Origin of the sequence: Pelomonas parva, assembly GCF_043555835.1 — a bacterium.
In the GTDB taxonomy this organism is placed as follows: Bacteria; Pseudomonadota; Gammaproteobacteria; order Burkholderiales; family Burkholderiaceae_C; genus Pelomonas; species Pelomonas parva.
Window position 1 is genome coordinate 357,665 of sequence record NZ_JBIGHV010000007.1, and the last position, 16,421, is coordinate 374,085.

General features: G+C 72.3%; 16 protein-coding genes. 3 read left to right on the forward strand and 13 right to left on the reverse strand.

Going from position 1 to position 16,421, the window contains the following annotated elements; genetic code table 11:
* Position 1: 1 nt before the first annotated feature.
* Positions 2 to 796, reverse strand: a complete 795-nt coding sequence (locus ACG00Y_RS19985; protein ID WP_394481882.1) for a substrate-binding periplasmic protein — start codon at positions 794 to 796, stop codon at positions 2 to 4.
* Positions 793 to 1,695 carry an alpha/beta fold hydrolase gene (locus ACG00Y_RS19990; protein WP_394481884.1) on the reverse strand — a complete coding sequence of 301 codons (903 nt, stop codon included), beginning with the start codon at positions 1,693 to 1,695 and terminating at the stop codon, positions 793 to 795. The genes ACG00Y_RS19985 and ACG00Y_RS19990 overlap by 4 nt, the downstream gene beginning before the upstream one ends.
* 40 nt (positions 1,696 to 1,735) lie before the next feature.
* Between ACG00Y_RS19990 and ACG00Y_RS19995 the strand changes: the two genes are divergently transcribed.
* Entirely contained in the window at positions 1,736 to 2,266 is a 531-nt protein-coding gene (locus tag ACG00Y_RS19995; protein WP_394481885.1) for a GNAT family N-acetyltransferase, read from the forward strand.
* Between the two features lie 101 nt (positions 2,267 to 2,367).
* Positions 2,368 to 4,053, forward strand: a complete 1,686-nt coding sequence (locus ACG00Y_RS20000) for an acetate--CoA ligase (RefSeq protein ID WP_394481887.1) — start codon at positions 2,368 to 2,370, stop codon at positions 4,051 to 4,053.
* On the opposite strand, the gene ACG00Y_RS20005 is transcribed toward ACG00Y_RS20000, so the two are convergent.
* The 3 genes from ACG00Y_RS20005 to ACG00Y_RS20015 form a co-directional block, all read right to left on the reverse strand.
* Positions 4,050 to 5,357 carry a cytochrome-c peroxidase gene (locus ACG00Y_RS20005; protein ID WP_394481889.1) on the reverse strand — a complete coding sequence of 436 codons (1,308 nt, stop codon included), beginning with the start codon at positions 5,355 to 5,357 and terminating at the stop codon, positions 4,050 to 4,052. The genes ACG00Y_RS20000 and ACG00Y_RS20005 overlap by 4 nt on opposite strands.
* 9 nt (positions 5,358 to 5,366) lie before the next feature.
* Positions 5,367 to 5,804: a FixH family protein gene (locus ACG00Y_RS20010; RefSeq protein ID WP_394481891.1), complete on the reverse strand. Its 438-nt coding sequence runs from the start codon at positions 5,802 to 5,804 to the stop codon at positions 5,367 to 5,369.
* Positions 5,805 to 5,889: 85 nt separating this feature from the next.
* The gene (locus ACG00Y_RS20015) at positions 5,890 to 6,258 is read right to left on the reverse strand and encodes a DUF3703 domain-containing protein (RefSeq protein WP_394481893.1); all 369 of its coding nucleotides are present in this window, start codon (positions 6,256 to 6,258) and stop codon (positions 5,890 to 5,892) included.
* Positions 6,259 to 6,351: 93 nt separating this feature from the next.
* Here ACG00Y_RS20015 and ACG00Y_RS20020 point away from each other — a divergent pair, with 93 nt between their 5' ends.
* The gene (locus ACG00Y_RS20020) at positions 6,352 to 7,191 is read left to right on the forward strand and encodes a helix-turn-helix domain-containing protein (protein WP_394481895.1); all 840 of its coding nucleotides are present in this window, start codon (positions 6,352 to 6,354) and stop codon (positions 7,189 to 7,191) included.
* Positions 7,192 to 7,203: 12 nt separating this feature from the next.
* Here ACG00Y_RS20020 and ACG00Y_RS20025 read toward each other — a convergent pair whose 3' ends face one another.
* The 8 genes from ACG00Y_RS20025 to ACG00Y_RS20060 form a co-directional block, all read right to left on the reverse strand.
* On the reverse strand, positions 7,204 to 8,376 hold the full coding sequence (locus tag ACG00Y_RS20025) for a VWA domain-containing protein (protein WP_394481897.1): 1,173 nt from the start codon (positions 8,374 to 8,376) through the stop codon (positions 7,204 to 7,206).
* Entirely contained in the window at positions 8,373 to 10,565 is a 2,193-nt protein-coding gene (locus tag ACG00Y_RS20030; protein ID WP_394481898.1) for a DUF5682 family protein, read from the reverse strand. The genes ACG00Y_RS20025 and ACG00Y_RS20030 overlap by 4 nt, the downstream gene beginning before the upstream one ends.
* A 1-nt stretch (position 10,566) precedes the next feature.
* Positions 10,567 to 11,643 (reverse strand): ATP-binding protein, encoded by a 1,077-nt coding sequence (locus tag ACG00Y_RS20035; protein ID WP_394481952.1) that lies wholly within the window; start codon positions 11,641 to 11,643, stop codon positions 10,567 to 10,569.
* Positions 11,644 to 11,645: 2 nt separating this feature from the next.
* Complete coding sequence (locus ACG00Y_RS20040; RefSeq protein ID WP_394481899.1) at positions 11,646 to 13,187, reverse strand: DUF5691 domain-containing protein; 1,542 nt, start codon at positions 13,185 to 13,187, stop codon at positions 11,646 to 11,648.
* Entirely contained in the window at positions 13,184 to 14,512 is a 1,329-nt protein-coding gene (locus tag ACG00Y_RS20045) for an SWIM zinc finger family protein (RefSeq protein ID WP_394481901.1), read from the reverse strand. Before ACG00Y_RS20045 ends, ACG00Y_RS20040 begins: the two co-directional genes overlap by 4 nt.
* A 63-nt stretch (positions 14,513 to 14,575) precedes the next feature.
* Positions 14,576 to 15,235: a hypothetical protein gene (locus ACG00Y_RS20050; RefSeq protein ID WP_394481903.1), complete on the reverse strand. Its 660-nt coding sequence runs from the start codon at positions 15,233 to 15,235 to the stop codon at positions 14,576 to 14,578.
* 3 nt (positions 15,236 to 15,238) lie between these two features.
* Positions 15,239 to 15,955 carry a hypothetical protein gene (locus ACG00Y_RS20055; RefSeq protein ID WP_394481904.1) on the reverse strand — a complete coding sequence of 239 codons (717 nt, stop codon included), beginning with the start codon at positions 15,953 to 15,955 and terminating at the stop codon, positions 15,239 to 15,241.
* Between the two features lie 4 nt (positions 15,956 to 15,959).
* Complete coding sequence (locus ACG00Y_RS20060) at positions 15,960 to 16,187, reverse strand: helix-turn-helix domain-containing protein (RefSeq protein ID WP_394481905.1); 228 nt, start codon at positions 16,185 to 16,187, stop codon at positions 15,960 to 15,962.
* Between the last annotated feature and the right edge of the window lie 234 nt (positions 16,188 to 16,421).

Genomic DNA, 16,421 nt, shown 5'->3' on the forward strand with positions numbered 1-16,421 from the left:
TTCAGCGCGCCGCCGGCTCACTCCTGAACAGCCGCCTGGCGTCGGCCTCGCCGATGTGGCGGGCATAGACCTGCTGCACCTGGCCCTCGCGCCGCAGCGCCTCGACATGGCGCTGCAGCAGCTGCAGGTCCGCGTCCGGCACGTTCTTGCGGTTGACGTAGAGGCCGATGGTCTCGGGCGGCGCGTCCGTCAGGTCCACGGCCGTGGCCTGCACCGGCAGCAGGCCGTCGCGGCGCATCTTGGTGTGGATGATGCTGGGAATGAGGGCGGCCTGGATGCGCCCGGCGCTCAGCTTGGCCGCGAGGTTCTCGAAGTCGGGCGAGTACTCCGCCTGCTTGCTCGCCAGCATGGGCTCCACCCAATCGGTCAGCACGTCGCCCAGGCGCACGCCGCGCACCAGGCCCAGCTTGAACTCGGGGCGCTGACTCAGATCCCGCATCGTGCGCGGCAGGGTCTCGTTCAGCAGGAGCAGGTCCAGCTCGGCATAGGCATAGGGCAGGAAATGCCCGAACCGGTCGCGCTCGGGCGTGCGTATCGAGGAGGTGACGATGTCGAGCTGGCCTTGCTCGAACTCCAGCATCACCCGGGCCCGCGGGCGCAGCGCCAGCCTGAGCCGGCAGCCGCTGCGCTGGGCCAGCGCGGCGACCAGGTCGGGGATGATGCCGCGCATCTGGCCGTCCTGCTGGTAGGCCGCATAGCCCAGGCTGGACACGCCGATGCGGAGCTCGCGCGAGCAGGCGGCCTGCGCGCCGGTCGCGGCCAGTGCCAGCAGCAGCGCGGCGGCAGGCAGCTTCACGGGCCGTCCAGAAAGGCCTGCAGCACGGCGGCCAGGGCCTCGGGCTGGTCGTGGTGCAGCATGTGGCCGGCGTCCTGCAGCACGCGGCGCTGCAGGTTAGCCACGACGGCCAGCCGCGCCTCGAACTCCTCGCGCGGGAAGCGGCCGCCCCAGAAGCGCGTCAGCTGGTCGTCGCTGCCTTCCACCCACAGCGTGGGTGCGGTGATGCGCTGCCAGCAGGCCAGCACCTCGGCCTTGCGGTACAGCACCGGGTTGGCCAGTTTGTGGGCCGGGTCGGCGTTCAGCAGGAAGCCATCCGGCGTCTCACGCGCCCAGTGCCCGGCCAGCCAGGCGGCCTTGTCTTGGGCCAAGCGCGGGTTGGTCTTGCGCAGCCGCTCGGCCACGTCGGCCAGCGTCGCGTAGGGCTTCAGCGTCGGCGGCGTCTTCAGCTCGTCCAGCCAGCGCGCCATGCGCTCGGGCGCGGCGGCGGGCGACACGTCGGGCATGCCGAAGCCCTCCAGGTTGACCAGGCGGCGGATGCGCTGCGGGCGCACGCCGGCATAGCTCATCGCCACGTTGCCGCCCATGCTGTGGCCCACAAGGTCCACCGGCGCATCGGGGCTCAGCGCGTCCAGCAGCGCATCGAGGTCGCCGAGGTAGTCGGGGAACCAGTAGCAGTCGGCGTCGGGCGTCTCGCTCAGGCCGAAGCCGCGCCAGTCCAGCGCGACGATTTCGCGCTCGCCCTGCAATGCATCGACGACGAACTGGAAGGACGCGCCGACATCCATCCAGCCATGCAGCAGCACCAGCGGCGGCCGGCCCGGCTGCGGCGAGCCCCAGTGAAGCAGGTGTTGGCGCAGGCCGCGAAGCTGGACGAACTCGCTGCGATGCGCTCGGTTTGCGGTGTAGACATCGGGCATATCCGCACTGTAGGACACGGCGGCCCGTCGACAATGCGCCATGCCCGCACCCCGCCATGACATCCGCCCCGCCGAGCCGCGCGACCTGAGAGCCATCGTCCAGCTGATCAGCGAGCTGGCCGAATTCGAGAACCTGACCCATCTGCTGGCGGTCACGCCGGACCGGCTTGAGCCGCATCTGTTCGGCGACGAGCCGGCTGCGGAGTGCCTGGTCGGCGAGGTGGGCGGCGAGGTCGTCGCCTTCGCGCTGTTCTACAAGAACTTCTCTACCTTCCTGGCCAAGCCCGGCCTCTACCTCGAAGACCTCTACGTTCGCCCGGCCCACCGCCGCAGCGGCCTGGGTCGCGCGTTGCTGGTCGAGCTGGCGCAGCTGGCCTGCGAGCGCGGCTACGGCCGCTTCGACTGGACGGTGCTGGACTGGAACGAGGACGCCATCCGCTTCTATCAAAAGCTCGGCGCCGAGGTGATGCCCGAGTGGCGCATCTGCCGGCTGACGGGCGACGCGCTGGAGCGCTACGCGGATGGTGACCGGCCGAGCCGGTGGTCGCCCTCTTCCTGGCTGGGTCTCTGAGGCCACTCGTTGACTGCCCGGTGTCAGACCCGGGCAATCCATGAGGCCGGCATGGGCAACGCTGGCTAGCATCCGCCCCCTTGTCCCAACCCGGGTGGCCCATGCAAGACCGCTACGAGCAACTGCACGCCGCCTTCCGCTGGCAGGTGCCGGACGACTTCAACATCGCCGAGGCCTGCTGCGGCCGCTGGGCGCGGGACACGCCCAAGGCCACGGCCATCTACTTCGACGGTGAGAGCGGCTGCCGCACGCAGTACAGCTATGCGCAGCTGCAGCGCGCCGCCAACCGGCTGTCCAACGCGCTGCTGAACCAGGGCGTGCGGCGCGGCCACCGGGTCGCCATCCAGCTGCCGCAACGCTTCGAGACGGCAGTCGCCCACATCGCCATCCAGCAGATCGGCGCGGTGGCGATGCCGCTGTCCATGCTGTTCGGCGCTGAGGCGCTGGAGTACCGGCTGCAGGACAGCGGCGCCGTGCTCGCCATCGCCGCCTGCGAGGCGCTGCCGGCGCTGCGCGAGGTGAAGGCCCGCTGCCCGACGATGCGACGCATCCTCGTCGTTGGCGACTGCCCGGTTGCGGCTGACGAGCTGCCGTGGATGCAGGCGCTGCAGGCCGAGGAGGCGCGCTTCAAGCCGGTGGCGACCAAGGCCGGCGACGCGGCCATCCTGATCTACACCAGCGGCACGACGGGCAACCCCAAGGGCGCGCTGATCCCGCAGCGCGCGCTGATCGGCAACCTGACAGGCTTTGTCGCGAGCCAGAACTGGCTGGGCTTTGATCCCTTCGATGCCAGGCAGCCCAGCGATGCCGTCTTCTGGAGCCCCGCCGACTGGGCCTGGACGGGCGGGCTGATGGATGCGCTGTTGCCCACGCTCTACTTCGGCCGGCCCATCCTGGCGTATCAAGGCCGCTTCTCGGCCGCCAAGGCCTTCGAGCTGATGGCGACCTACGGCATCACGCACAGCTTCCTGTTTCCGACCGCGCTCAAGGCCATGATGAAGGCCGAGCCCCGGCCGCAGCGCCACAGGCTCAAGCTGCGCGCGCTGATGAGCGCGGGCGAGGCCGTCGGCGACGCGGTGTTCACCTGGTGCCGCGATGCGCTCGGCGTGCCCGTCAACGAGATGTTCGGTCAGACCGAGATGAACTACGTCGTCGGCAACTGCCAGGCGCTGTGGCCGGCCAGGCCCGGCAGCATGGGCCGCGCCTACCCGGGCCATCGCGTGGCCGTCATCGACGACGACGGCCGTGAATGCGCGCCGGGCCAGACCGGCGAGGTGGCCGTGCATGCGCGCGACCGCCATGGCGAGCCCGACCCCGTCTTCTTCCTCGGCTACTGGAACAACGACGCGGCGACGCGCGCCAAGTTCACCGGCGCGCCCGATGACAGCTGGTGCCGCACCGGCGACCTGGCGCGCATGGACGCCGACGGCACGCTCTGGTACGAGGGCCGCGCGGACGATGTCTTCAAGAGCGCCGGCTATCGCATCGGCCCTGGAGAAATAGAGAACTGCCTGCTCAAGCACGCGGCTGTGGCCAACGCGGCCGTCGTGCCCAAGCCCGACGCCGAGCGCGGTGCGCTGGTGAAGGCCTATGTCGTGCTGGCCGATGGCCACAGGGGCGATGCGGCGCTGGTCGCGGCGCTGCAGGCCCACGTCAAGGCCCGGCTGGCGCCCTACGAGTACCCGAAGGAGATCGAGTTCATCGCCGCGCTGCCGATGACGACCACCGGCAAGGTGCAGCGGCGGGTGCTGCGGCTGCAGGAGCAGGAGCGGGCTGCGGGGCGCTAACGCGGCGTCGCGTCGGTGCGGCAGGGCAGGCCGCCTGGGGCCTCGCAGATCGGCCCCGACAGGCTGCGCAGCAGGGCGACCAGGTCGGCGGCCTCGGGCGCCGTCAGGGCGATGGGGCGGCGCTCGCCGTGTCGCTGCCCCGGGCGGGCCAGCTCGCTGTGGCCGACCGCCGCCTGCGGTGCCGCGACGTAGTGCGCGATCACCTGCTCCAGCGTCGCGATCTGCCCCGCGTGCATGTAGGGCGCGCGTTCAGCAGCGTTGCGCAGCCCGGGCGTCTTGAAGGCGCCGGCCATGTGCGGGTCCGTGTCGGCGATGAAGCGCAGCTCCTGGCAGGACTCGGGCGGCGCGTCGCTGAAGGCCCCCAGGCAGTTGAACGGGTCGGCCTGCACGCGGGCGATGGCCGGGGCGCGCCCGCGGTCCGGCTGCAGCGGGTTGCGTTGCGGCACGCCGGTGTTGTGGAAGTGCTGGTCGGTCAGCAGCGGGCCGGCGTGGCAGCTGACGCACTGCGCCTCGCCGATGAAAAGCCTCAGGCCGCGCACCTCCTGCGCCGACAGCGCCGCCTCGTCCTGCGCCCAGCCATCGGCGACGCGGCCGCTGACGGCGGCGATGTAGCGGTCCAGGCGGTTCTCGCCGGGCATCAGCCGCCGCTCGTAGGCGGCGATGGCCTTGCCGAGGTTGGCGAAGGCGCGGTCGACCTGCGCCTGCTGCCCGGCCGGCAGCCGCGCCCAGGCCTCGCGCTCGGCCGCCGTACCCAGCGGGCTGGCCGCCTCGGGCAGCCCGGCCATGGGCGGCAGCGGGCCGAAGACGGCCTCGTACTCGGGCCGGTAGGCGCTGGCCAGCAGCCGCACCAGCTGCACGCGGTTGGCGCCATGCTCGGCGGCGTCCTCCAGCGGGCCCAGCGCCTGCGACCACAGGCTGTCCTTGCGGCCGTCCCAGAAGAACCAGCTGGCGTGCGCCGCGCCCGCCACGGGCATCGTGCGGCGGCTGCCGGTGGCGATGCCTTCGCCGAGCGGGCGGCCGTCCTGGAAGCCGCGCTCCGGCGCGTGGCAGCTGGCGCAGGACACCTTGCCGTTGGCCGACAGGCGGGCGTCGAAGAACAGGCGCTTACCCAACGCGGCCGCCTCGGCGCGGCGCTCCACCGCGTTCGACGGGTCCGCCGGCGGCGGCGCGAGTTTGCCGAGGTGCAAGCTGGCCAGCGTGGCCCGCTCGGCGGCCGTCCAGCCAGCCGTGTCGGCAGCAGCCCATGGGCCGAGCACGGCGGCAGACAGCAGTGCGGCCAGCGCCGCCAGCAGCTTGGGCTTCATGCCGCCTCCTCAGCGCAGGCCATCGGCCAGCACGACGTTGAAGACGGCGGTGTCGCTGCGGTCGCCGGCCTGGATGCCCAGGCGCATGTCCCACCAGCCCGACATGCTGAACTTGACGCCTTCGAGCGCGTAGACGCCGGGGCTGAGCTCGCGTGTGACGCGCGGCCGGGTCGGGAAGCCGTGGCCGTGCTGCGGCATGCCGCCGTCGAACAGGATGCGCGCCTGCGACACCGGCCGGCCGTCCGTCGCCGTCAGGCGCAGCTGCCAGGTCTGGATCTGGTTGATCGCCGGGCCGCCCGCCGGAGGCGTCAGGCCGACGACGAAATGGCCTTGCGTGCTGGCGTGCTGCAGCGACAGGTCGAGGTCCTTGGGCGGGCTGCCGCAAGCGATGAGGACGGCGGCGCTGGCGAGCGCGGCGACGGTGCCGAGGAGGCTGGAACGGGGCATGGCGGTGACTCCTGAAGTTGCGGGACGAGTTCGTCCCCGGGCGTCGAAGCGCCCCGTGGTTGAGAGGAAGGGAGGGTTTGGGCGGCTAGGGCCGGCGCGCGGCGTCGATCAGCCGCTGCAGGTCGGCGGGCACGGGCATGGGCTTGAAGCCGCTGACGTTGGCGCGGCCTGTGTTGCCCACGGGCACCCAGGCCCAGGTCTTCAGCGCCGCGCCGGCGGTGCGCCAGGCCTGGCCCAGCAGCTCACGCAGGTCCCGCTGGCGCAGGGCCCAGGTCAGCATGGCCCAGTGCGCGCGGACATGCGCCAGCGTCGACGCCTGGCCTAGGATGTGGGCTCGCTCCAGGTGGTGCAGTGCCAGGTCGGCGCTGCCGCGCAGCTCCTGCCACCGGGCAGCGGCGAGTTCGGCATCGACGCTGGGGCGGATGCGACGGGCGAAGTCGGGCGAGAGGTTCATGGCGGGCGTTGCCGGAGCTGAAGGAATGACTCGAATTCTTCTTGGTGAGAGCCACATGCGCTTGAACGAAACGGCTGACATGAAGGCGCTGGCGTGACCCAGCCTGGCACCGAATCCGCAACGGCCTGGAGCCTCGTGTCGCGGCCGGGCCGGGGCAGCGACGGCAGCGGCCGCATCTACTCCTGGCCGGGCGGCAGCCTGTGGATTGGCCGCAGCCAGGGTCGCACCGAATGGCATGCCCACCATGCCCACCAGTTGGCGCTTGCACCCGAGGGCGAGCTGCGCTTCCGCACCGAGGCGCAAGGGGCCTGGACGGGCTTTGCCGGCGCGCTGGTGCCCAGCCACTGCGCGCATCAGTTCGAGGTCGACGGCCTGCGCGTGGCACACCTGTTCGTCGAGCCCGAGAGCCGCGCGGGCAGGGCGCTGATGGCGCGCTTCGGCGCCGGGCAGGTGGCCGCGCTGCCGGCCGATGATGCCCGCTCGACGGCACAGTTATTGTTCGCGGCCTTTGCCGCCGATGCCGCCGCGCTTGCCATGCAGCAGGCCGCCGTCGCGGCGATCGGCGCGCTGTGCGGCGCCGGCACGGAGCCCGACGCCGAACTGGACCCGCGCCTGGCCCGCGCGCTGGCGTTCATCCAGGCGCGCGTGGCGCAGCCGTTGTCGCTGGGCGAGGTGGCGGCGTCCGTGGCGCTGTCGGAGAGCCGCTTCCGCCACCTGTTCGTGGCCGGCACCGGCACGTCCTTCCGCGCCTATCTGCTGTGGCTGCGCATCAACCGGGCCATCGATGCGGCGATGGCCGGCGCCTCCTGGACGGAGGCGGCACACCAGGCCGGGTTCGCCGACTCGGCCCACCTGAGCCGCACGCACAAGCGCATGTTCGGCATCGAGCCGACGGCGGTGCGGCCGCAGCCGCTGGCGGCAGCGCCGCGCTGAGCGCGCTGCCGGTCAGCGCGCCGCCACGCTGGTGGCCAGCCCCTGGCCGGCCGCCCAGGCGCCGATGTCGTCGCGCCGGATGGCGGCGGCCATCAAGCCCGGGAAGGCGTCCGGCGTGCAGGCGAACGACGGAACGCCCAGCGCCGCCAGCTTGGCGGCGAGCGCGTGGTCATACGACGGTGCGCCCTCGTCGCTGAGCGCCAGCAGCGCCACGAACTGCACGCCGCTCTCCACCAGCTCGGCCGCGCGCTTCAGCAGGCCGGCCTCCACGCCGCCTTCGAACAGGTCCGAGATCAGCACGAGGATGGTGTTGCGCGGCTCGCGGATGACGGACTGGCAATAGCCCACCGCGCCGTTGATGTCGGTGCCGCCGCCCAGCTGCACGCCGAACAGCAGCTCCACCGGGTCGTCCAGCTGCTCGGTCATGTCGACGACGGCCGTGTCGAACACGACCAGCTTGGTGGCCACCGCGGGCAGCGAGGCCATCACCGCACCGAAGATGCTGGAGTAGACGACCGAGTTGGCCATGGAGCCGCTCTGGTCGATGCACAGCACCACCTCGCGCTGCGGGCGGCGCGCCTTGCGGCCGTAGCCCACCAGCGTCTGCGGCACGACGGTGCGATACGCCGGCTGCCAGTGGCGCAGATTGGCGCGGATGGTGCGGTGCCAGTCGATCTCGGCGTGGCGCGGGCGGCGGTTGCGCTGACTGCGGTCCAGCGCGCCGCTGATGGCCGAACGCAGCGGCTCGTCCAGGCGCTTCATCAACTCGTCGACGACGCGCTTCACGACCAGCCGCGCCGTGTCTTTGGTGCCGGCCGGGATCACGCGCGACAGCGCCATCAACTGGGCGACCAGGTGCACATCGGGCTGCACGGCGTTCAGCATCTCGGGCTGCAGCAGCATGTCGCGCAGGTTCAGCCGCTCCAGCGCGTCGCGCTGCATGACCTGCACCACCTGGCTGGGGAAGTAGTTGCGGATGTCGCCCAGCCAGCGCGCCACGCTGGGCGCCGACTTGTCCCGACCGCCGCGTCGCGACTGCAGGCCGCCGGGGCCTTGCGGGTCGTAGAGCGCGGTCAATGCGCGATCCATCTCCAGCGCCGGGCCGTTCAGCGTGCCGCAGGCGTCCTCAGCCTCGCTGCCCAGCACCAGGCGCCAGCGGCGCAGGCGGTCTTCATCGGTGCTCATGCGGGCAGCTCCAGCAGGCGCCGCAGCAGCGGCAGGGGGAGCAGGGCGCGTGCCTCGTCCCAGTCGGCGGCACCGCTCACTTGAGCCGTCACGGCGCCGCGTGCGGCGCGTGTGCCAAGGTCGCGCCGCTCGCCGGCGGCAAAGTGCGAGAAGCTGCGCCGCACCAGCGGCAGCACGCTGATGAAATGGTCCTCGCTCAAGGCCGCCAGCCAGTCGTCGACGAGCCGCCATACCGCGTCGTCATGCAGCAGCACGACTGCATTGCGGTTCAGGAAGCCGTCCAGCCAGGCGGCCGCATCGGCCGCCGGCGCGCCAGAAGACAGGTGCAGAGACAGCTGCTGCGCCACACGCTCGCTGCCCCAGTCGCCGCCGTCCAGCAGCAGCCGCGTGGCCAGGCCTTGCAGCAGCTCGTGCGCCGTGGGCAGGCCGGCCAGTTGCTCCAGCGCGTGGCGCCAGGCGGCGGTTTGCGCGTCGCCCGCGCGCAGGCCGACGGCGGCGTGGCCGGCCAGCAGATGCTCGCGCAGCGCCTCGGCGGCGGTGGTGTCCAGCGCGGTGCAGGCCAGCGGCAGCGCGAGCGCCGCGCGCAGGATGAGGCTGTCCAGCAGATGGCCCACCATGGCCGCGTCGGTCTGGCGCACGTTGCCGTAGCGGAAGACGTTGGCCAGCGACGGCAGCGCCGCCAATAGCTGGGCGGCGTCGCCGGTCAGTGCAGCGCGGTCTTCCAGCGCGCGGGTCGTGGCGGCGACGGCGCCTTCCAGGTCGGCCAGCAGGACGCGGTCCACCAGCGCGGACAGCTCGGCCAGGCTCTCGATCTCGGCGCTGCGCTCGATGGCGCGGTTCGTGGCTGCTTGCGCCACCGTCTGGCCCCAGCGGCTGGCCTCGATGAGGCGCAGCGCGAACTCGGGCTGCCATTGCAGCGTCCACACCTCGTGGAAGCTGCCGCGCGCCGAGCGGCCCAGCCGGGTGATCGCTCCCCACGGCAGCTCCAGCAGCTGCAGCCGGTGCAGCAGGTGGCTGCGGGCCAGGTCGTTGTTCTGGCGCAGGTCCAGGTCCAGCGTCTTCTGCAGCGCCTCGGCCTTCAGGCGCAGGCTCTTCTGCGCCTGCTCCAGGTCGCGCTGCAGCGGCACGGTGGGCACGTCCGCCGGCACCTGGCCAAAGCGGTCGCCCACGACGAGGGCGTCGGCCACGAAGCGCAGCACCGTGTCGTCGCCCAGCGTCAGCACCGTGCGCGTGGCTTCGTGCAACTCCTCCAGCCCCGGCGCCGGGCGGCCGCGCAGCGCGGCCAGCGTGTCGGCCAGGCGGGCGGCTTCGATGAGGTGGGCGGAGGAGCAGTCCAGGTCGCGGGCCCGCATCAGCGTGGCCACGCGGGCGAGCCAGCCGATGGCGCGCGGCTGGTCGCCCGCCGTGCTGGCCCACAAGTGCTCGTACCAGCCGGGCGAGGCGATGCCGGCGCCATAGCCGCTGGCGCGCGTCAGGTGCCGGTAGGTCCACGGCACCCAGGTGCAGGCGATCTTGAGCTTCTTCTGGCCGGCCTGGGCGTCCTTCAGCAGCGCCGCATCGGCCTTGGCGGTCACGTCGGCCTGCAGCGCGGGCAGATGCCAGGCGCCGCAGACGACGGCGATGCGCTCGAAACCTTCCTTCTTCGCTGCGCGCAGGCACTGGCGCATGTGGGCTTCGCGCAGCAGGTCGTGCGGGTCGCTTTCTCCAGCGTCGGCACGCAGCGCATTCATCGCCTCGGCAATTGCCGAGAACAGCTGCTCGCCATCGCCACGCTCCTCGACCTGATCGTTCCACCAAGCCTCGCCATCGGCATAGCCGGCGGCTTCGGCCAGGCGGCTCAGCGGGTCGGCGCGCAGCTCGGTGTCTTCACGCTCGCGGCCCAGCGATAGCGCCACCGGCAGGTCGATGAAGCGCGCCGGCACGGCGGCCGTGGCAGCCCAGCGCAGCGCCTGCCACTCGGGCGAGAACTCGGCGAAGGGGTGATACACGGCGCGGCCCGGCTCGTCCGGCGCATAACTCAACAACGCCACGGGCGGCGTCATGCCTTCTTGCAGCACTGCGCCAAGCAGGCCTTCGGCCTCGGGCGGGCCTTCGATCAGCACGCAGTCGGGCTTCAATGCGTCCAGCGCCCGCACCAGGCTGCGCGCGCAGCCCGGCCCGTGGTGGCGGATGCCGAAGAAATGTTCCACGTCAGAGTTCGCGGAACGCGCGGTACAGGTCCTTCCAGTCGCTGCGCTCCTTCACGACCGTCTCCAGGTACTCCGTCCACACCGCCTGGTCCTGCACCGGGTCCTTGATGACGGCGCCGATCAGGCCGGCCGCCATGTCGGCCGGGCGCAGCACGCCGTCGCCGAAGTGGCCGGCCAGCGCCATGCCGCTGTTGATGACCGAGATCGCTTCTGCCGTGGACAACGTCGAGCTCGGCGACTTGATGCGCGTCTTGCCGTCCTCGGTCTGGCCGCTGCGCAGCTCGCGGAAGATCTGCACGACGCGCTGCACCTCCTTGAGCGCCGGCGGCTCGGCCGGCAGCTCCAGCGCGCGGCCCATCTCGCCCACGCGCTTGGTGACGATGGCGATCTCGTCGGCCGCGCTGGCCGGCACCGGCAGCACCACCGTGTTGAAGCGCCGCTTCAGCGCGGCGGACAGCTCGTTCACGCCCTTGTCGCGGTTGTTGGCCGTGGCGATGACGCTGAAGCCGCGCACCGCCTGCGCCTCGCTGCCGAGCTCGGGGATGGGCAGCGTCTTCTCGGACAGCACGGTGATGAGGCTGTCCTGCACGTCAGCGGGGATGCGCGTCAGCTCCTCCACGCGGGCGATCTTGCCGGCGCGCATGGCCTGCATCAGCGGGCTGGGCACGAGGGCCGCTTCCGACGGCCCATGCGCCAGCAACTGCGCGTAGTTCCAACCGTAGCGCAGCTGCTCCTCGCTGGTACCGGCGGTGCCTTGAATCAACCGCGTCGAATCGCCGCTGATGGCCGCCGCCAGGTGCTCTGACACCCAGGACTTGGCCGTGCCCGGCACGCCGTAGAGCAGCAGCGCGCGGTCGGTGGCCAGCGTGGCGACGGCGATCTCCATCAGCCGTGCATCGCCGATGTACTTGGCGCTCAGCTCGAAGCCGTTGTCCAGCCGCCCGCCCATCAGGTAGCGCACCACGGCCCAGGGCGACAGCTCCCAGTTGGCCGGGCGTTGGCGGGTGTCGGCGCGCTTGAGTTCGGCCAGTTCCTCGGCGAACTGGTCTTCAGCGTGCTGGCGCAGAACTTGGGGCACGGTCATGGCGTCCTCGGGATCAAGGTGTGCAGGGCGCGGCGGGCGTTCACGATGCGGTCCACCGTGAGCAGCGCCTCGGCGCAGGAAGGGGTTTCGTCGGCGCGGCGCGGCAGCGCGGCCAGCGTGTCGAGGCTGTCGGCATGGGCCGCGCAGGCGAACTCGGCCAGCGTGCCGCGCAGGCCGTAGTCGGTGTTCAAGGCGCCATCTCGCACCTGCGCATGCAACGCTCGGGCGAGCAGGCCGGACAACTCGGCCGACAGCGCCTGGCCCGGCGGGCAGGCGTTCAGGGCATGCAGCAGCACGGTCGCCACCGCCTGCGAGCCACTGCGCGCATCACGCAGCAGGTGGCGGTCGCGGGCGGCGGGCGGCAGCAGGGCCAGCACGCGGGCCCGGTCTTCGCGCATGCCGGGCGGCCAATGGTCGAGCAAGGCATGGCACCAGGCGTCGTCCGGCGCGGCGAACAGCACGTCGGCCCAGCCGCGCAGCAGCGCCTCGGTCCAGTCCGTGCCGGCCGCCCAGGCCAGCAGCTCGGCCGGCGTCATGCCGGTGTGCGTGCTCCACCAGGCCAGCGGCGTCTGGCCCACCAGTTGATAAAGCCACCAGGCGCGCTCGCCGAGCGAATGGTGTTGGGGCCGTGTCGCGTCGAGCTGGTCGGCCTTCCAGTCGCCGCCCGGCGCGGTGGGCGCATCGATGACCCAGCGCTTGCGCAGCAGGCCGCGTTCGAAGGTCAGCAGCGGTGCCAGCCTTGTCGCAGCGCGCTGCGGGTGTGCGGCCTCGGGCAGGCGCAGCAGCAGTTGCAGTGCGGCCTGGCGCACCTCGCGGCTGCGGTCGGCGCGCAGCGCGTCCAGCAGTGACTCGTCGTCGAGGCCGAGGCCGGTCGCCAGTGCGGCGACGAGCTCGGCGCGTTCGCGGGCGGGCAGCTCGGGCAGCGTGGCTTTCAATCGCTCGCGCGCGGCGGCGGGGTCGGCCTGGCGGGTCCGCGTGAACCAGGCGCGGCGCTGCTCCAGCGTGCCGTCGGTCCAGACGGCCTCGTTGTTGCTCGTCGTCTCGCTGGCGCCGGCCGCAAAGGCCCAGTCGGCGCGCTGCGCAGCCAGCCACAGGCCGCGCTCGCCGAGCACGGCAAGCAGCGGCGCACGCAGCGCGATGGCGCGCCGGCCCAGCTCCAGGGCCTGCGGCAGCAGGGTCTCGGGCAGGCGCAGCCCGGCTCGCGCCAGGGTCAGGAAGGCTTCGTGCTGCAGCCGCTGCGGGCCGTCGAACAGCAGCTGTGTCAGCGCGCCGTACACCGGGCCCAAAGCGAGCGCGGGCAGCGTGTCGTCGGGCGCGGCGGCCGGCAGCGGCTCGGTCCACAGCGGGCCCTGCGCGCCGGCCAGCCCGCAGGTGGCCAGCACGGCGGCGGCACGCAGCAGGCCGGTCGCGGGCTCGGCGCCGTCTGCGGCCTGGCGGGCCAGCGCGCCGATGTCGCCGGGTGGCAGCGGCCAGGGGCCGGGCTGGCGGTCGGTGCCGACGGTGGCGGCCGGCAGCAAGGCGGTCCAGGCGCCGCTCATGCAGCGCTCCTCAGCCACTGCAGATCGCCGCTCGACCAGGACGTTAGCGGCGCGAAGGCCTGTCCGTCCCATTCGCCAGCGAGATTCAGTGCGTGGCCGCCGGAGATGGCCAGCAGCGTCCAGATGTCCGCGTCGCGCAAGGCCAGCGGCAGCACGCGGCCGTCGACGATGAGCAGCAGCCGATCGCCATGGCGCAGCGGCAGCGCGTCGCACAGCACGACGGGATGCAGGCCCACCCACGGGCAGCCGGCCACGCGGCGGGCGACGGCGTTGAACTCTTCAGCGGCTTGGGTGACGGGCCAGCGGGCGGTGCCGGCCGGTGCGGCGGCGTCCACCAACAGCGCGCGCAGCCCGCTGCCGCTGGGAAAGAAGGCCAGCGTCGCGTCGACGGCCGAGCCGGTGACCCAGGCTTGCTCGAAGCCGCGGCCGCCGAAGGCGTGGTCCAGCAGGAATGCACGCCGGCCGCTGCGCTCGCCGTGCAACCAGGTGCGGCGCTCGGTGAGGCGGTCGTCGCGCTCTTCGGTGACGCAGCCCAGGACGGTCCATCGATCGGTCTCGCGCGGGCCGTGCGCCAGCACCTCGTCGCGGTCCATCGGCCAGCCGGCGACGACGCGCAGGTCGGCCTGTTCGCTTGCGGTGAGCAGGCCGCGCCGGTTCAAGCCCTCGCAGGCGAGTTGCAGCAAGCCCAGCCGCTGCAGCGTCTGCTCGGGCCAGTCGGCGCCACGCCGCACGCCGGTGGCGGCTGCCTGGAGGCGCTGGCCCAGCCCCGGCGCCTGCGCGTCCACCATGCGGCGCGCCATCGTGGCCCAGTTCTGCAACGCGCTGTCGTCTAGTGCGCCCAGGCCGCGGGCGATCTGGTCGGCCAGCCAGCGCTGCAGGTCTTGCGCGGCGGTCTCGATGCGCTGCCAGCGCTGGGCCTCGCGCTTGTCAGCGGCTTGCGGGTCGGCCGGGGCGGTGGTGGCCTTGGTGGCTTGCTTCTCGGCTTGTTTTTCGGCCTTGTCGGCGCGGCCGGCCAGCCATTCGCTGACCCAGCCCGGCGCTTCGGTGGCCGTGAAGCCGGCGGGCTGCTGCGCGCGCATCAGCAGCAGCGCCAGGCCATGCTTGCAGGGGAACTTGCGGCTGGGGCAGGAGCAGCGGAAGGCGGGGCCGGCGAGGTCCACCTGGGTCTGGTAGGGCTTGCTGCCGCTGCCCTGGCATTCGCCCCAGACGGCCGCGTCGCTGGCGCCGAGGGTGGGCCATTGCGCGGGCCGCACGAGCCCCAGCGCGGCCTTGGCCGAGGCGGCGTCCGGCGCGAGCGCGAGTACGGCGTCCGTGGTCAGCGGCATGCTGGCCCTCTCCCTAGTCTTCCCTGATTTGTTTGGCGCGCAGTCTATGTCAGCGGCAAGCGCTCAACGGCACTTGTACTGCCTGCCCATCATCTTGCCGGCGCGCGGCGCGACGCTGCTGTTGAAGGGGTCGGTGTCAGAGATGCGCGAGCGGAAGACCTCCTGGCAGATATTGCCCTTGCGCATGACGGTGCGGTGCTCGCCGAGCGCGCCGACCGCCTGGGCGTTGTTCTCGCTGGTCTTCTCCTCCACCCAGTCGCTGGCGCCGCCGGTGGCGTCGGCGATGCGGTCTTCCAGCGTCAGGCGGGGCGTGTTGCTGCGCGGGTCGCTCAGCGCCAGGTCGCGGGCGGCGTTGCGCGCGGCGTTGGCGGAGGCGGCATAGCCCGGTGGCAGGGTCAGGCGCAGCGCCGTGCGCGGCGGTTCGGCGGGGGCGGGCGGGGGTGCATTGGCAGTGGCAGGCGTGACGGCCCTGTCGTCGGGCGGTGGCAAGTCCGGGCTGTTGATCGGCGGCAAGGCGATGGGTGGCAACGTCGGCGGCGCCGCGACCGGGAGCGATCGTTCGGGTGGCTGCGCCCGAGGCCGCTGCGGCGCGATGAGCCTGACGCTCGTGAAGCGCCGCTCGGCCGCTTGCTCCAGGGGCGGCGCCCGGTGCAGCCACAGTGCCAGCAGCGCCGCCGCATGCAGCGCGACGACGACACCGCGGGCCAGCCAGCGGTGGTCCATGGGCTAGAACTTGATGCTCAGCTTGGTGTTGGCAGGCGGCAGCAGCCGAGCCGCCTCGGGCCAGTTCTCCTGGCCCGTCAGCAGTGTGCAGGGCCGGCTGGCGTCGCCCTTCTTCGTGTCCGGTTCGCGCTCATTGGCTGCGGGCAGGGGCAGTCCCAGCAACTGGCCGTTCTCGCGCCATGTCAGCTCCCAGGTGGGCGTGTCGCTGCAGATGCGCACGCCCTGCATGCGCGGAAACAGCCAGCGCAGGTAGAAGGGCAGCAGCTCTTCGCGCAGCGTGCGGGCGACGCGCATGACCTGGCGCACCTTGGCCAGGTCCAGCTGCTCGGGAGGCGTGGTCAGCCTCAGCGTGCCGCGCACCGCGAGCTGGCCCTTGGCCACGTTGGTGGCGAGGTCGGCGGACTTGGCCTCGGCCAGCGGCAGCAGCGGCAGTTCGATGGCGCCGTCGTCGGCGATCCTGATGGGGTAATCGGCGTCGTCGCTGCGCACCACCATGCGGATGCCGGCCAGGGCCACCTTGGTCTTGTCCTTGTCGACGGCGAAGTCCATGCGGAACAAGCCCTCGCCATGCTGCTTCAGCTGCGTCAGCAGTTCGTTGATGCGGCCATAGGGCAGGACGGTGCCGTCGCGCTTCAGTTCCGTGGTGACGGTGGGCAGCACGGTGGGCTCGGCCGAGGCGGCGCAGGCGAGGCAGAGCAGGGCGAGAGGGAGGAGGCGCATGGGCTCAGGTTTCTTCAGGGGGTTCGGGGCCGGGCTCCCAGGCGAGCAGATCGCCGGGCTGGCATTGCAGGGCGTCGCAGATGCGCGACAGCGTGTCGAAGCGCACGCCGCGCACCTTGCCGCTCTTCAGCAGCGAGAGGTTGGCTTCGGTGATGCCCACGCGCTCGGCCAGCTCGCGCGAGCGCATCTTGCGGCGGGCGAGCATGACGTCGAGGGTGACGACGATGGGCATGTCAGCGCCGCTCCGCGCGGGTACGGGGCGTTTTCGGGCCGAGCGCCGGGCTGCCATGGGCCAGAGGCCCATGGCCTGTCGTAGGCACAAGCAGTCCGCAGGGATTGCTTGTGTCCGGCTCCAGTTCGCCAAGCCGGCCCGTCAAGGCGATGTGCGAGCGGCTCAATGCCGCGAGCATCGCCGCCCCCTCGGGGGGCCGGTCAGGTGCGCCCGCGTTCAGCGCGGCGCGACTGG

Excerpts from the sequence above, each read along its gene's own strand:
- ACG00Y_RS20015 (WP_394481893.1), bottom strand. The coding sequence starts at position 6,258 with ATGAACCTCTCGCCCGACTTCGCCCGTCGCATCCGCCCCAGCGTCGAT.
- ACG00Y_RS20040 (WP_394481899.1), bottom strand. The coding sequence starts at position 13,187 with ATGAGCGGCGCCTGGACCGCCTTGCTGCCGGCCGCCACCGTCGGCACC.
- ACG00Y_RS19995 (WP_394481885.1), top strand. The coding sequence starts at position 1,736 with ATGCCCGCACCCCGCCATGACATCCGCCCCGCCGAGCCGCGCGACCTG.
- ACG00Y_RS20000 (WP_394481887.1), top strand. The coding sequence starts at position 2,368 with ATGCAAGACCGCTACGAGCAACTGCACGCCGCCTTCCGCTGGCAGGTG.
- ACG00Y_RS20045 (WP_394481901.1), bottom strand. The coding sequence starts at position 14,512 with ATGCCGCTGACCACGGACGCCGTACTCGCGCTCGCGCCGGACGCCGCC.
- ACG00Y_RS20055 (WP_394481904.1), bottom strand. The coding sequence starts at position 15,955 with ATGCGCCTCCTCCCTCTCGCCCTGCTCTGCCTCGCCTGCGCCGCCTCG.
- ACG00Y_RS20060 (WP_394481905.1), bottom strand. The coding sequence starts at position 16,187 with ATGCCCATCGTCGTCACCCTCGACGTCATGCTCGCCCGCCGCAAGATG.
- ACG00Y_RS20010 (WP_394481891.1), bottom strand. The coding sequence starts at position 5,804 with ATGCCCCGTTCCAGCCTCCTCGGCACCGTCGCCGCGCTCGCCAGCGCC.
- ACG00Y_RS20025 (WP_394481897.1), bottom strand. The coding sequence starts at position 8,376 with ATGAGCACCGATGAAGACCGCCTGCGCCGCTGGCGCCTGGTGCTGGGC.
- ACG00Y_RS20050 (WP_394481903.1), bottom strand. The coding sequence starts at position 15,235 with ATGGACCACCGCTGGCTGGCCCGCGGTGTCGTCGTCGCGCTGCATGCG.
- ACG00Y_RS19990 (WP_394481884.1), bottom strand. The coding sequence starts at position 1,695 with ATGCCCGATGTCTACACCGCAAACCGAGCGCATCGCAGCGAGTTCGTC.
- ACG00Y_RS20005 (WP_394481889.1), bottom strand. The coding sequence starts at position 5,357 with ATGAAGCCCAAGCTGCTGGCGGCGCTGGCCGCACTGCTGTCTGCCGCC.